Annotated in this window: 12 protein-coding genes; 7 read left to right on the top strand and 5 right to left on the bottom strand. The window is 62.4% G+C overall.

Features of this window, described 5'->3' with window-relative positions:
• The 3 genes from Tel_02400 to Tel_02390 all read right to left on the bottom strand — a co-directional run bounded on the left by Tel_02400 (position 1) and on the right by Tel_02390 (position 5,016).
• The gene (locus Tel_02400) at positions 1-663 is read right to left on the bottom strand and encodes a hypothetical protein (protein ID ALP52082.1); all 663 of its coding nucleotides are present in this window, start codon (positions 661-663) and stop codon (positions 1-3) included.
• 12 nt (positions 664-675) lie between these two features.
• A complete protein-coding gene (locus Tel_02395; protein ID ALP52081.1) occupies positions 676-1,929 on the bottom strand; it encodes a diaminopimelate decarboxylase in 1,254 nt (417 codons plus the stop codon).
• 207 nt (positions 1,930-2,136) lie between these two features.
• Complete coding sequence (locus tag Tel_02390; GenBank protein ID ALP52080.1) at positions 2,137-5,016, bottom strand: hypothetical protein; 2,880 nt, start codon at positions 5,014-5,016, stop codon at positions 2,137-2,139.
• A 245-nt stretch (positions 5,017-5,261) separates the two neighbouring features.
• Here Tel_02390 and Tel_02385 point away from each other — a divergent pair, with 245 nt between their 5' ends.
• Positions 5,262-6,107: a hypothetical protein gene (locus tag Tel_02385; GenBank protein ALP52079.1), complete on the top strand. Its 846-nt coding sequence runs from the start codon at positions 5,262-5,264 to the stop codon at positions 6,105-6,107.
• Here the strand turns inward: Tel_02385 and Tel_02380 are convergent.
• Positions 6,104-7,513: an argininosuccinate lyase gene (locus Tel_02380; protein ID ALP54705.1), complete on the bottom strand. Its 1,410-nt coding sequence runs from the start codon at positions 7,511-7,513 to the stop codon at positions 6,104-6,106. The two genes, Tel_02385 and Tel_02380, sit on opposite strands and share 4 nt — an antisense overlap.
• A 74-nt stretch (positions 7,514-7,587) precedes the next feature.
• Between Tel_02380 and Tel_02375 the strand changes: the two genes are divergently transcribed.
• The 6 genes from Tel_02375 to Tel_02350 all read left to right on the top strand — a co-directional run bounded on the left by Tel_02375 (position 7,588) and on the right by Tel_02350 (position 13,781).
• Positions 7,588-8,661, top strand: a complete 1,074-nt coding sequence (locus Tel_02375; GenBank protein ID ALP52078.1) for a hypothetical protein — start codon at positions 7,588-7,590, stop codon at positions 8,659-8,661.
• Positions 8,658-9,401, top strand: coding sequence for a hypothetical protein (locus Tel_02370; GenBank protein ID ALP52077.1), 744 nt, complete (start codon positions 8,658-8,660; stop codon positions 9,399-9,401). The genes Tel_02375 and Tel_02370 overlap by 4 nt, the downstream gene beginning before the upstream one ends.
• A 57-nt stretch (positions 9,402-9,458) precedes the next feature.
• Complete coding sequence (locus tag Tel_02365) at positions 9,459-10,391, top strand: porphobilinogen deaminase (protein ID ALP52076.1); 933 nt, start codon at positions 9,459-9,461, stop codon at positions 10,389-10,391.
• 99 nt (positions 10,392-10,490) lie between these two features.
• A complete protein-coding gene (locus tag Tel_02360) occupies positions 10,491-11,267 on the top strand; it encodes a hypothetical protein (protein ID ALP52075.1) in 777 nt (258 codons plus the stop codon).
• Between the two features lie 19 nt (positions 11,268-11,286).
• Positions 11,287-12,510 carry a hypothetical protein gene (locus Tel_02355; GenBank protein ID ALP52074.1) on the top strand — a complete coding sequence of 408 codons (1,224 nt, stop codon included), beginning with the start codon at positions 11,287-11,289 and terminating at the stop codon, positions 12,508-12,510.
• The gene (locus Tel_02350) at positions 12,507-13,781 is read left to right on the top strand and encodes a hypothetical protein (protein ID ALP52073.1); all 1,275 of its coding nucleotides are present in this window, start codon (positions 12,507-12,509) and stop codon (positions 13,779-13,781) included. Before Tel_02355 ends, Tel_02350 begins: the two co-directional genes overlap by 4 nt.
• 44 nt (positions 13,782-13,825) lie before the next feature.
• Here the strand turns inward: Tel_02350 and Tel_02345 are convergent, their stop codons facing one another.
• Positions 13,826-14,836: a CDP-6-deoxy-delta-3,4-glucoseen reductase gene (locus tag Tel_02345; GenBank protein ID ALP52072.1), complete on the bottom strand. Its 1,011-nt coding sequence runs from the start codon at positions 14,834-14,836 to the stop codon at positions 13,826-13,828.
• Positions 14,837-14,851 lie beyond the last annotated feature (15 nt).

Here is a 14,851-nt window from a genome sequence, read left to right as displayed (position 1 = left end):
TCAGTCCAGCCGGCCACTGACCAGCCAGTGACGGTCGGAGACCACCTGCACGTCAAGCGGCGCCAGCCCGGCGCGACTCAGTTGCAGCACGATTTCCTGGGGGCGATAGGCCGCCAGCAGTGAGCGATAAAAGTCCTGCCGCAGGACCTGCGGCGCGTCAGCGGCGTATTGGGCCACCAAGTCATTCGCCGCGGTCAGGCTCGCCGGGCGCAGCAAGTCCATCACCATCACCCGGGTACCCGGCTCGGCATAGGCCGCCAGCATGGTCCAGAACCCATGCGCATCGCGCATATGATGCAGCAGGCTGTTGCTGGTGATCACCTGATAACTGGCGACGGGCAGGTCATCACAGGGCAAATGACGCCGTAACAGCGTCACGCGCTCCGCCACGCCGTCATGGGCCAAGCTGCGCTCAGCCCAGGCCAGCATGGCGGCGGCGCCGTCCACGGCGTCGAAGTGCAGCGCGGGATAATGCCGGGCCAGGCGGCCGACGATGTCGGCGGGGCCGCAGCCCAGATCCAGCGCCCGCCCCTTGAGCCCGTCACCGAAAGCCGCGCGGAATCTGTCGACAAACAAACGGTTGGCCGCGTCGAAATCGGCCTCGGCATAGGCCTGAGCCTGCTCGGCCTCGTCCATCAATTCAGGCTCGGGGATGCGCTGCATCAACTGAGTGGATCACGCTTCGGGGAGCAGGGATTCCGCTTGATACAGCTCGTCGAGGGTCTCGCGGCGGCGAATCAAGTGGGCCTGCTTGCCGTCCACCATCACCTCCGCTGGCCGCACGCGCGAATTGTAGTTGGAACTCATGCTGAAGCCGTAGGCCCCGGCGCTGCGCACCGCCAGCAGGTCGCCGGCACTGACGGCCAACTCGCGCTCCTTGCCCAGGAAGTCGCCGGTCTCGCATACCGGACCGACGATGTCGTAACGGCGGCGCTCCACATCGGCGCGCGGCACTACCGGCACGATGGCCTGCCAGGCGGAATACAGCGCCGGACGCAGCAGATCGTTCATGCCGGCGTCGACAATGGCGAAGTGCTTGTCGCCGGTCTGTTTCAAAAATTCGATGCGGGTGAGCAGCACGCCGGCATTGCCGACGATCGCCCGGCCCGGCTCAATGAGCAGTTCCAGCTCGGTATTGTCGAGGCGCTGTTTAATGGCTTCGGCATACTCGGCCGGCGCCGGCGGCGTTTCGTCGTGGTAGCGAATTCCCAGGCCGCCGCCCACGTCCAGGTGTTCGATCTCAATGCCGGCGTCGCGCAACTGGCCGATCAACAGCAGCACCCGCTCCAGGGCATCGACAAAGGGCGTCACCCCGGTGAGCTGGGAACCGATATGGCAATCCACCCCCACCACGTTCAGATGGGGCAGGGCGGCGGCCTGGCGATACACCGCCGGGGCCTGCTCAATGTCGATGCCGAATTTATTCTCCTTCAGGCCGGTGGAAATATAGGGGTGGGTCTTGGCATCGACGTCCGGGTTGACGCGGATGGACACCGGCGCCTGACACTGCATCTCGCCGGCCACCCGGTTGAGCCGTTCGAGTTCCGCCACCGACTCCACGTTAAAACACTTAATGCCCACCTCCAGGGCGCGACGCATTTCGTCGGCGCGCTTGGCGACACCGGAAAACACCACCTTGGCCGGGTCGCCGCCGGCCTTGAGCACGCGCTCCAACTCGCCCACCGAGACGATATCGAAGCCGCTGCCCAACCGGGCCATGAGATCGAGCACGGCCAGGTTGGAGTTGGCCTTGACGGCATAGCAGACCAGATGACGCTGTCCCGCCAGGGCGTCGTCGAAGGCGCGCCAATGGCGCTCGATGGTGGCGCGGGAATAGACGTAGCAAGGCGTACCGAAACGCTCGGCCAGGGCCGTCAGTGGCAGCGCTTCGGCGCACAGACCCGCATCGCGATATTCAAAATAATCCATACTTCTCCAATGCGACCGGGACGGACGCGGCGTGCGTCGATTCGGGGAAATACAAATCCCCCTTCTGACCGCAGGCCGTGACCATGGCCAAACAGCTCAGCAGCAACAGATAACGCAATGATTTCACCACTCGGCTCCCGGACAATTCAAACGTGGGAAGCCATTATCCCAGAAATGGGAACGCCGCTCTACACGTGCGGGACGGACTTATTGGGGCCGCAAGGGCCGGATTTGCTTGACCTGCTCCAAGGCCTGATTCAACTTGGCCTCGATGTTTTTCTTGTAGTTGAGAAACTCGACCACCGGCACATGGCCGGCCGGATAGTCGGCGAACATATCGGGCGTCAGATCGATATCAGTGATGTAGACGGGATAGGTGCGCCGGCTTTTGCGCTTGGCGAGAATATTGACGGCGATCTCGGTGAACAGGTTACTGCCGTATTCGAGCGATGAGAACTCCTTTTCGTCGCAATAGATGGTAAAGGCGGAACCGCTGGCGTCCTCGCGCGAGGCAATCACCTGAATGCTGGTATAACCGCGCTTGCCGCTGTCATGCGGGGCGCGGCGACTGACTTGATACTGTCCCTGGCGGTCGCGCCCGACGCTGTAGTATTCCACTTCGATGGCTTCCTTACCTTCCTCTCCCTGACCGATGATCTGAAACAATTGACGCTGCAATACGGTATCGAAGAAGCGGCTGTAATGACCTAGCAGGCATGCTTCGTCGGCGGCCTCATGCTTTTGACAGAATAAAGAGCCGTTCTCATCGACCACGTAGACCTCGGCATTGCCGCCACTCTCCCGTTTGTAAAAAAATTGCACCATGCCGGGCTTATTGAACTTGAATACCAACGCCAGGAGCTTATCCGAAATCACATTCGGATCCATGGTCACCTGACCGAAACTCTGCCGCCCCTTGCTCAGATAGCGCAGCAGCTCGCCGTAGTCGCTGATGCGTTGGTAGCGCATGACATCATCTTCGAAATACAGCACGTAGTAATCTCGCTGGACGCAAAAGATGAAGCGGTTGTTCTGCTTCTCGCGCGCACCGTAAAAACATTCCACCAGGTCGTCGAACAGGCGTTCGACGCGCTGCCGGATGGTAATGGCGTGATTCTGGGTATAGCAGAGCACGGTCGGCGTGGGCGGCGCCGCGCCCTTCGACGGCGGCATCATACGAAAATAATTGCTCAGGCAGTCGAGCATGCCCGCGGCGGCCTCGAAGTGCGACGTGATCACCTCTTTCCAACTGGTCAGAATAATCTGGTCGACGCTGCCGATCAGGCTGCCGTACATGCCGCCGTAACTGAAGGCGTCGGTGCGGTTGCTGGCCAGATGGGCGCCGCTGCGGCGCAGTTCAACCATGGGATCGTGCCCTAAGTTGACCACCAGCACCGACTCCAGCACCTTCACCGCCCGGCCCAGTTCTTCGATATCGGTCTCCAGTATCTTACTGGCGGGCAGCGCCTTTTCCAGGCTGCGTACACACTCTTCCAATTGGCGCGTTTCCAGATCGCTGGCATGTTTGATCACCTTCACCACGCTGGAACCCTTGATCAGACCGTTGAAATAGCCCCAGGCCAGCGCCTCGATGACGTGGCGACTGCGCTTCAGCGCCACCATGGAGGACGGATCACGGCTGTCGCTGTCGCCTCCCGAACTCAACAGCGCCCAGCCGCCTTCCCGGCCACGCTGGCGAATTTGGTAGAGCGTCAGCAGGGGTTCGAAGACGTCTTGCGAGATGCCCCGATTGACGATCTCCACCTTGCCCGTCTTGCGTTCGAAGGCGGCATACAGCTTACGCCCCAGGGCGTTCAGATCATGTTGATTAATGGCCGCCAGTTGGGCGTGTTGGCGCGCGAAGGAAGACAAAAACTGGTAAGTGTAGGTCAACTCCTTGACCAACACGGCGCGTTCGCTGAGCACCTGTTTGATCTTCCAGTTCTGGCGCCGATCCATCACCGCCAGATACTCGTCCTCCCAGCCCCAGGCATTGGTCATGGAACGCAGCAGGTCGCGGCGCCAATCGTAGGGCACGTTGTCCTTACGGCTCAATTTCTGATTCACCTTGAAGTAAAAACAGCGCCGCACCAATTCCAGGCGGTCCTCCTCGTCGCGGCTGAGCAGGTATTCCTCCAGTTTCTTATAGAGCATCAGGTACGGGTCGAGCTTGTCCAGATCATTCTCGCCGTCGAAAATGGATTTTTTAAAGCGCAGACAAAGCAAATCGATCTGCGGATATTCGGCGGCGTAGACCTCCATCAACAACAACTTGAGCAAGGACTTGTGCGGCGAGTCGATGCCCTTGAAGAGTTGCCACACGGCGGCGCCGAAGAATTCCTCTGCCGGCAGGGTGGGGATGCCGCCGAAGTCGATCACCTCCGATTCGTTGACCAACCGGCTTTGATAAAGATTGTCGACATAGGCCGCGTAATTCTCTTCCTCTTCCACCGGCACCAGCCACCACACCGGGAAGCGGCCGGCCAGCAACAGACTGGTGCGGTAGAATTCTTCCAGCAATAAGTAATACTGCGCCGTGCCACTGCTCTCGGAGGAAAGATCAACGATCTTGCCCTGACGAAAATCCTCTGCATCCATCAAAAAGAAATGCACTTCCAGGCCCTGCTCATCGGCCCACTGTTCGATGAGGCTGGCCTTCTGCTGCAGCTCGGCCAGACGGTCGGCGGGGATATCGTGCTGGTGACACAGCCAGATATCAAAATCGCTCTTGCGGGAATAGGCGATGGTGCCACTGCTGCCCATCAGGAACATGGACAGTATGTCGTAGCGCGGTAGGGCTCGATTGCGGTAATCGAAGCGATGGATGTATTTTTTCGCCGCATCCAGCGCGCGCTGCGTCGGCGTATAGTCGCAAATGCCCGAGGGCGTCAGCTTGGAGACATAGCCCGGCAGGCTGGGATGATTGATGTGAAACAGCAGCGGCAAAAAGTCGAGAAAATCACGCTGGTTGCTGCGCATGCACTCCTCGCCGCGCTGCAGGCGCTGCCGATTGAGCGTTATAAAGCGCTTTCTGACCGCGTCGACGTCAGAAAATGTGAGCTTGTTTTTAGTTTTGGACTTGAACATTGTCTCCCCCGCACACAAGCCTGTATCGGCCGGCGGGGCGCAGAACTTAAAAGCCGGCGCCAAGGGCGCCGGCACGGCCCGAGATATCCATACAGATTCAAAAATTTACTAAAAACATCCCGGATTTCAATATGCTATGCGTTAGGCCCGTTTCCTTGCCGAGCATCCCTTGGCAGGCCGCGGCGATATGGGGTATATCTAGACCTTTACGCACCGAATCAACGCACAGGGGAGTCGCATAAATTATGGAACAAACCAGCCTCGCTGACCTACAAAACGCTCTGCACCCGGCGCCGGTCGGCATCATCCTGATGGATGCGCAGGGCAACATCCAGTGGCATAACCAAACCCTGGAACGCATGCTGGATATCTCGGCGGAGCAGCTCAAAGGCAAATCCATCGCCGAACTTCCCAAGGAGATGGCCAGCGTACTGGCCTCCCCGCCCGAGACCATCCTGCTGCAACGCAACGACAGCCAACGCTGGCTGCATTGCCACAGCCAGACCACCGACGACGGCAAGCGCGTGCAGTTCTATCTAGACATCACCACCGAACAGCGCCTGCGCCTGGAGCGCGACCGCCTGGAAGACGACCTGAAACAACTCACCACCCGCGACCCCGTCACCGGCCTGCCCAATCGCCGCGCCCTGTTGCAGGGCCTGGAGCCGCTGATCTCGCGCAGCCGCCGTTACGGCAACCCCTTGTCATTGATCAAGCTGCGCGCCGAACTGAACGACCTGGCCCCGGACCAGTTGCAGCGCTACGAGGAAGAGGCCTGGCTCAGGGTGGGTCAACTGCTCAAGGAACAGATGCGCTGGGCCGACATCATCGGCCGTTTCGACGGGCCGGAATTTCTGCTCATTCTGCCCGAGACCCCGGCCGAGGCCACCGAGACCCTGGCGGCCAAGATCTGCGATCTGATCAAGGCGCTGGAACTGCCCGGCGACGCCGGCGAAAGCCTCAAGGTCACGCCTTACTGCAGCCTGACCGCCTGGCACAAAGGGGATGATGCCAACCTGATGCTGCAGCGCCTCAGCGACGGTGTCGCCGCCGCCAGGGCGGCGGGAACATCGATCGCGGCGGCAGGTTAAAGGACGCGTCGACGCGCCCGCGCCGCCGCGGCCTTGACCTGGGCCGGGGCCGTGCCGCCGATGTGATCACGCGCCGCCACCGAGCCCTGCAGAGTGAGCACCTCGAACACATCTGCGCTGATGGCGTCGGAGAACTGTTGCAGTTCACTTAAGGCCATCTCGGCCAGATCACGCCCCGTGTCCACGCCCAGGCGCACCGCCTTGCCCACCACCTCGTGGGCGTCGCGAAACGGCACACCCTGGCGCACCAGGTAATCGGCCAGGTCGGTGGCGGTGGAAAAGCCCTGCAGCGCGGCGCGCTCCATGTTGTCGCGCTTGATCGTCAGCGCGGCCATCATGTCCGCATAGACCTTGAGCGAGCCACGCAGGGTGTCCACCACGTCGAACAGCGGTTCTTTATCTTCCTGATTGTCCTTGTTATAGGCCAAGGGCTGGCCCTTCATCAGGGTCAGCAGGGAGATCAGATGACCGTTGACCCGGCCCACCTTGCCGCGCACCAGCTCGGGCACGTCGGGGTTCTTTTTCTGCGGCATGATGCTTGATCCGGTGCAGAAACTGTCCGGGATGTCGACAAAGTCGAACTGGGCCGAGGCCCACAGGATCAATTCTTCAGAAAAGCGTGACAAGTGGGTCATCAACAGTGCGGCGGCGGCGCAGAATTCGATGGCGAAATCGCGATCACTGACGGCGTCCAGGGAATTCTCGGTGACCCGCTCAAACCCCAGCAGCTGAGCGCTGTATTCCCGATCGATGGGATAGCTGGTGCCGGCCAGGGCGGCGGCGCCCAGCGGCATGACATTGACGCGCTTGCGGCAGTCGGCCAGGCGCTGGGCGTCACGCAGCAGCATCTCGAACCAGGCCAGCATGTGATGGCCGAAGGTGACCGGCTGGGCCACCTGCAGATGGGTAAAACCGGGCATGATGGCGTCGTGCTCGCGCTCGGCCAGGTCGATGAGGGCGGTTTGCAGGCGCTTCAGTTCGGCTTGAATCGCGTCGATCTCGTCGCGCAGATAAAGGCGGATGTCGGTGGCTACCTGATCGTTGCGCGAACGGCCGGTGTGCAGCTTCTTGCCGGCCTCACCGATGAGGGCGGTGAGGCGCGCCTCCACATTCATGTGCACGTCTTCCAACGACACCGACCATTGGAATTGGCCGGTCTCGATCTCCTGCTCCACCCGATCCAGGCCCTGCAGGATCGTGTCACACTCGCCTTGGGTCAGCACACCGACGTGGGTCAGCATGCGGGCATGGGCGCGGGAACCGGCGATGTCATGACGATACAGGCGTTGATCAAAGCCCACCGAGGCGGTAAAGGCCTCGACGAAGGCATCGGTGGGCTCGGTAAAACGCCCCGCCCAGGGCTTGCTGGTATGCTCGGTCACGATGATTCCTTGGCTCGATGGCAAAAGGCGAAGTATATCAATAAGGCAAAAGGCGCGGCCATCCGATACCATAAATAGGTTTTCCAGGGATACAGCGTATGCCCCAGCTCGACAAAAGCGACGCCAAAATCGAGACCTTTCTGCCCGATTTTTGTCACATCCGCATCGTCTTCGCGGTGGTCATCATCGCCGAACTGCTGGCCTTCGTCCTCACCCTGGCCACGCCCAGCGCGCGCGGCGGTGACTGGGGCTATCTCAGTCTGGTCTCTATTTATATCCAGTGGATCGCGCTCAGCTCCACCGCCACGCTGTGCTGGCTGCGCGCACGCCTGAACCGGCTGGGCAACAACGGCGCCGCCCTGGCCGCCTTCGCCCTGCTGCTGGCCATCACCGCGCTGTTCAGTGAACTGGCCTACCAAGTCAGTCAGCGCTTCGGCCACGGCGCGCTTTCGATCAATATGAGCCACCTCGAATTTTTCAGCCGCAACTTCGCCATTTGTGCCATCGCCAGCCTGCTGACGCTGCGCTATTTCTATTTGCAGCACCAGCTCAAGCTCAACATCGAGGCCGAGAACCAATACCGCCTGCAGGCCCTGCAGGCGCGCATTCGTCCCCATTTTCTGTTCAACGCCCTGAATACCATCGCCAGCTTGATCCGGCGCCAGCCGCAGCGCGCCGAGGAGGCGGTGGAGGACCTGGCCGACCTGTTCCGTCACACCCTCAACAGCGCCGAGGCCCGCCTGCCCTTCAGCACCGAGGTCGAGATCGCGCGGCGCTATCTGGACATGGAACAACTGCGCCTGGGGGAACGACTCCAGGTCGATTGGGACATTGAGGCGATTCCCGGCGACGCCGCCCTGCCCGCCCTGACCCTGCAACCGCTATTGGAGAACGCCGTCTGCCACGGCATCGAATCCATCGGTCGCGGCGGCGAGATCCGCGTCCGCGGCATGCGCCACGGCGGCCGGCTGGAGCTGAGCATCACCAACCCGCTGCCCGCCCCCGGCCAAGAGGTTCAGCGCCGCCGCCAGGGACTGCACATCGCCCTGGATAACACCCGGCAGCGTCTGTTGGCCCATTTCGCCGAAGACGGCAAACTCAGCAGCGCGCAACACGACCAACAGTACGAAGTCAAACTGCGCTTCCCCTACCAGCCCTGTGAACCCGCATGAACATACTCATTGTTGACGACGAACCCCTGGCCCGCAGCCGCCTGCGGGATCTGATCGAGGACCTGGGCGACCACCGCGTGGTGGGCGAGGTCGGCGACGGCCGCCAAGCCGTGGTGCAGGCGCAGCAACTACAGCCCGACGTGTTGCTGCTGGACATCCACATGCCGGAGATGGACGGCCTGGAAGCCGCCCGTCATCTGAGTAATCTGAATCCAGCGCCGGCCATCATCTTCACCACGGCCTACAGCGAACACGCCCTGGAAGCCTTCGACGCCAACGCCATCGATTACCTGCTCAAACCCATCCGCCGCGCCCGCCTGGCGCAGGCCCTGGCCAAGGCCCGCCCCCTGCAGCGGGCGCGCTTGGCGGCCGTCACCGGCGACAACCCCCGGCGCCGCCACATCAGCGCCCATCATCGTGGCGGTATCAAGCTGGTGCCCATCGAAGCGATTCTGTACTTCCAATCGGACAACAAATATGTGGCGGTGCATCATCAAGGCGGCGAGTTATTGATCGACGAACCGCTCAAGGATCTGGAACAGGAATTCGCCGATCGCTTCACCCGCATCCATCGCAACTGCCTGGTGGCCAGCGACCGCATCGAAGCCTTGGAAAGACTGGGCAATCACCAGTACCAGCTGCGCCTGCGGGGGTGCGATAGCACACTTGAGGTGAGTCGGCGCCAGCTGCCGGTGGTGCGCCAGCGCATCGCGGAATTGGCTGATTCAAAGCGTTCATAAGTTGCTTCGAAGGGCGCCAAACCGTAGCATAAGCGGTCTGCCGAAAGGAACCTGAGTATGTCGAAGCAACGTATCCGTATCGCAACCCGTAAAAGCCCGCTGGCCATGTGGCAGGCGGAATTCGTCCGCGACCGCCTCATCCAGGCCCACCCCGGCCTGGCGGTGGAACTGGTCGGCATGACCACCCAGGGCGATCAGATCCTCAACAGCCCGCTGGCCAAGATCGGCGGCAAGGGCCTGTTCGTCAAGGAATTGGAAGTCAGCATGCTCGACGGCGCGACCGATATCGCGGTGCATTCCATGAAGGACGTGCCGGTGGAATTCCCCGCGGGCCTGCACCTGGCGGTGATCTGCGCTCGCGAAGACCCGCGCGATGCCTTCGTCTCTAATAATTACCCAAGCTTGGACGCCCTGCCCCAGGGCGCCCGGGTCGGCACCTCCAGCCTGCGGCGTCAATGCCAGCTGCGCGAGCGCCGCCCCGACCTGCGCATCATTGACCTGCGCGGCAACGTCAACACCCGCCTGCGCAAGCTCGACGAGGGCGAGTACGACGCCATCATCCTGGCCGCCGCCGGCCTGATCCGGCTCGGTTTCGAGGCGCGCATCACCCAGGTCCTGGAGACCGAGATCAGCCTGCCGGCCATCGGCCAGGGCGCCGTCGGCATCGAATGCCGCAGCGACGACACGCGCGTCAACGCCCTGCTGACACCGCTCAACGACCCGGATACCTACATCCGTGTCAGCGCCGAACGGGCCATGAACAACCGTCTCGAAGGCGGCTGCCAGGTGCCCATCGCCGGCCACGCCGTGCTCGACGGCGACACCTTGCGACTGCGTGGCCTGGTGGGTCAGCCCGATGCCAGCGAGATGCTGCGCGGCGAGATCAGCGGGCCCAGCGCCGAGGCCCGGCGGCTCGGCACCGAACTGGCCGACGACCTGCTCGCCCGCGGCGCGCGCGAAATACTGGCCGCTCTATATCAGCACGGCTAGCCGTGGCATGGCGGTGGAAAATGATGCTAGGATCAAAGCCTCGGTATCGACAGCAGCCGCGCCGGTCCGGCAAGGCGGCCTCTGGGCATGACTTCGGGCATGACTGATTCGCAGGCCCTAGCCGGCATTACAGTGGCGGTGACGCGGCCGGCGGCGCAGGCAGTTTCACTCTGCCGCCTGATTGAGGCCCATGGCGGGACGAGCATCGCCTTTCCTGCCATTGAGATCCGCGCACCGGAATCACAACAACAATTGGCCACGCTGCCGAGCCGGCTCAATCAGTTTGACATGGCGATCTTTATCAGCGCCAATGCGGTCGAGGGGGCCGCGCGACTGATCGGTGATACGCTGCCCGCCGCGCTGCAATTGGCCGCGGTCGGCGACAGCACCCGCCGCGCCGTCGAACGACACTGGCGGCGCCCCGTGATCAGCCCGGCACAGGGTTGGAACAGCGAGGCGCTGCTGGCAACAGGAAAATTACAACAACTCAACGGCCGCCGTATTATCATCTTTCGCGGCCAGGGGGGACGGGAATTGCTGGCACAGACATTAAGCCAACGGGGCGCCGCGGTTGAATATGCCGAGGTCTATCGGCGCGTCCGCCCCGGCGGCGACCTGCGCCGCTTGATGGCCCACGATCCGCCGCCCGATGTGATCACCGCCACCAGCAACGAGACCCTGCAAAATCTTTACGACATGGCCGCGCGCTCACAGCGTGAGTGGCTGCTACAGCGACAGCTGGTGGTCATTGGTGAGCGCGCCGCGGACCTGGCCGTGCGCCTGGGATTCCAACATCCGGCCATCGTCGCGGCGCACGGCAATGAACAAGGATTGGTCGAGGCCATGACGGCCTGGCGCAGAGACAACAACCACTGATGACTTTGAGGACAGCGTGATGCCTGAAGCACAGAAAAACAACGACACCGACACCAAGGACACGGACCAGGACGCAAACACCCGCGGCGACGAGGCAACGCATAGCACAACGCCGGCGGACGCCGAGACTCAAGGCGCGACAGAGCAGGACGACCAAGGCACGGGTAGAGGCTTTATCGGCTTCATCGCCTTCGTCGCCCTGATCGTCGCGATCGGCGCCTTCGTCGCCGGCTATATCAGCCTGCAGGAGATCGGCGCCCAACAGGCCGCGCTGGGACAGCGTATCGACACCAGCCAGACACGCATCGGCGAACTCGAATCCGGGACCGAATCCATCCGCACCCTGGCGAAGCAGGTGCGCGAGACCAGCCAATCCACACAGGGCCGTCTCGACAGCCTGGCCGACAAGCTCGGCGGCCTGGAGGGCAAACTCAACCGCAGTCTGGACGAGCTGCGCGAAAACGACAGCGCCCTGCAGCAGTCGCTGGACACGCTCCGGCAGGCCCTCAAGAGCGGTAACAACGACGACCTGCTGGTGGCCGAGGCCCGCCACCTGATCAACATCGCCCATCATCAGGCACAGCTGAACCATAACGCGGCGGCCGCGGCGGCGGCCTTGGAGGCCGCCAATCAACGCCTCAGCGACGCGGACGACCCGGCCCTGCTGAAGGTACGCAAGACCATCACTGACGACATCATCGCCCTGCGCAATGTCGCCGCGCCCGATATCAGCGCCATCGCCTTGACCTTGGCCGAGCTGGAAGACGAGGTCGACGGGCTGCCGCTGCGCCATGAAGAGGCAGACGACGCGCCAAGCTCGGCCGCGCAGACCGAGCAGGCGCAAGTGAGCGGCGTCGGCGGCTTCTTCAGCAAGATCTGGAGCGACCTCAAGGGACTGGTCAGCGTGCGCCGCAACAGCGCCGCCGACACCGCCCTGCTGCCGCCGGGCCAACGCTTCTTTCTGCAACAGAATCTGCGTCTGAAATTGGAGGCGGCGCGCCTGGCGCTCATGCAGCGCGATACTCAGAGCTTCCGCACCAGCCTGGAGACGGCCAGGCAGTGGCTGCAGCGCTATTTCAACAGCGCCGCCCCGAGCACCGGCAACATGATCACCACATTGTCGTCCTATGAGGCGCTGGAACTGCAGCCCGAGCTGCCCGACGTCTCGGCGGCCTTGCGCGCCTTGAAAGACTGGCGTGAACAAGGACAAAGCGCCGCCGGCGAGGAGGTGAGCGAATCATGAAACTCGTCATCGCCACCATTATCGTCTTGATCGCCGCCGCCGTCGTGGCGGTGTTCGCCATGCAGGACCCGGGTTACATCATGATCTCGTTTCGCGACTGGACCGTGGAGACCAGTTTCACCCTGTTCGCCGTCGTCCTCGTGCTTGGCTTCATCGCCCTCTACGCTCTGTTCCGCCTGCTCATCGCCACCGGTCTGCTGCCCAAGCGGCTGCGCCGTTGGCGCCGCATGCACGGCGCGCAAGTCGGCCGCAGGCAGTTGCAAAAGGGCATGATGAAGCTCAATCTGGGACGCTGGCAAGAGGCCGAGAAGCTGCTGCTCAAGAGCGCCCGGCACCAGGAGCTGGCACCACTGGCCTATATGGCCGCGGCCCGCGCCGCCCAGGGGCAGGGGGTGGAATCACGTCGCGACGGCTACATCCGGCGGGCGCAGCAGAGCACGCCCAAAGAGGCCCTGGCCCTGAGCGTGGCCCAGGCCCAGATCCAGGCCGACTTCGGCCACGCCGACCAGGCCATTGGCACCCTGAATCGCCTGCCCAACAGTCAGCATAAAGACCCGGCCGTGCTCAAGTTGCTGGCGCGACTCTACACCGACGCCTGTGATTGGCCCCGGCTGACGCAGCTGTTGCCCGAGCTCAAGCACCAAAACGTACTGCCCCAGTATGATTATTACAAGCTCGAGCACCTCGCCTATGCGGGCCTGATCAAACACACCGCCCGGCACAAGGACGCCGAGGCCTTGCGGGCGCTGTGGCGCAAAATGCCCAAGGATCTGCGTAATAAGGAAGACATCATCGCCGACTTCAGCATCGGCATGATCAATTTCGGTCAGGGTGATGCGGCAGAGGAAGTCCTCTATCGCCGGCTCAATAAGCAGTGGAGCGACGCCCTGGTCTATATCTACGGCCTGCTGGGCGGTGATGCCGAAATCCACCTGGCGCGCGGCCGCAACTGGCTCAAGAAACACCCGGAAAACCCCGTCCTGCTGCTGAGCCTGGGGCGCCTGGCTCTGCGTTCACATCAATGGGAAACGGCGCGCGAATACCTGGAGACCAGCCTCAGGATCACCCCCAATGCCGAGACCTATCAGGAACTGGGCAACCTGCTGGCCTTCCTCGACGAACAGCCTCAGGCCCTGGAATGCTATCGCCGCGGCCTGGCGCTCAGTTCGGACAGTTTTATACAGCCGGAGCTGAAGACCGGCCTGGTGCAACTGGCACGGCCAGCGGAACCCGGATCGCCGCGCCTGACCTCGGCGACCCATCCGGCCTGAGTCCGTTTATGTGCCCGAAAAAGTCAGGGCGCGCGATGCGCGCCCTACACCTCGGCAAAATCAAAACTGTCGAAAAAGAAGTGCTGTGAAGCCAGCCCCTTGAGAATGACGCCCTGGCGCACCGCCTCCACCATGGCCGGCGGACCGCTGGCGTAGACGTCGTAGTTGAACAGATCGTCGAAATCCTGCAATACCGCATCGTGCACCAGCCCGCGGCGGCCCGGCCAGTTATCTTCCGGCCGGGGCTCGGATAACACCGGCGTATAGCGGATATTGGCGTGTTGCGCCCAGGCCCGGGGCAGATCGGCGAGATACAAATCGGCCGGGGCGCGCACGCCCCAGTAAATGTGCATGGGGCGCGTCACGCCCTCCTGCAAGGCGTGCTCGATGATGGCCTTGATGGGCGCCAGACCGGTGCCGCCGGCGATAAAGATCATGGGGCGCTGCGAGTCCTCCTGCAGGGTGAAGCTGCCGTAGGGTCCCTCGATGCGCAGGATGTCCTTCTCCTGCATGCGATTGAAGACATGCGCGGTGAACTCGCCACCTTCGATCAGCCGCACGTGGAGTTCGATCAGGGCGTCGTCATGGGGCGGATTGGCCATGGAAAAACTGCGCCGCCGACCGTCCGGCAACAGGATGTCGAGATACTGCCCGGCCAAAAATTGGAGCCGCTCGCTATCCGGCAGCTTGAGATACAGACGCATCACGTCGGTGGCCAGGCGCTCCAGTTTTACCACCCGCGCCGGCATCTTGCGTACCGGCACCTCGCTGCCGCTGCCGATCTCATGGGCCTCAATCACCAGATCGGTGACGGCCTTGGCCGAACACAACAACACCTGACCCACGGCGTCCTCGGCCTCGTTAAGGGCGGCGGGCAGGCCGTTATCATAACGGATCTCGCCCTCCACGACTTTGGCCTTGCAGGCACCGCAGACACCGTTGCGGCAACCGTACTGCAACGACAGTCCGTGACGGATGGCGGCATCCAATATCACTTCGTTCTGTGCCACGGTGAACGCGTTACCGCTCGGCTCTAGTCTGACTTTGAAACTCATGGGTAATTCCTAGTA

The sequence above is a fragment of the Candidatus Tenderia electrophaga genome (assembly GCA_001447805.1).
GTDB lineage: Bacteria > Pseudomonadota > Gammaproteobacteria > Tenderiales > Tenderiaceae > Tenderia > Tenderia electrophaga.
This window is presented reverse-complemented; position numbering and strand designations above follow the sequence as displayed.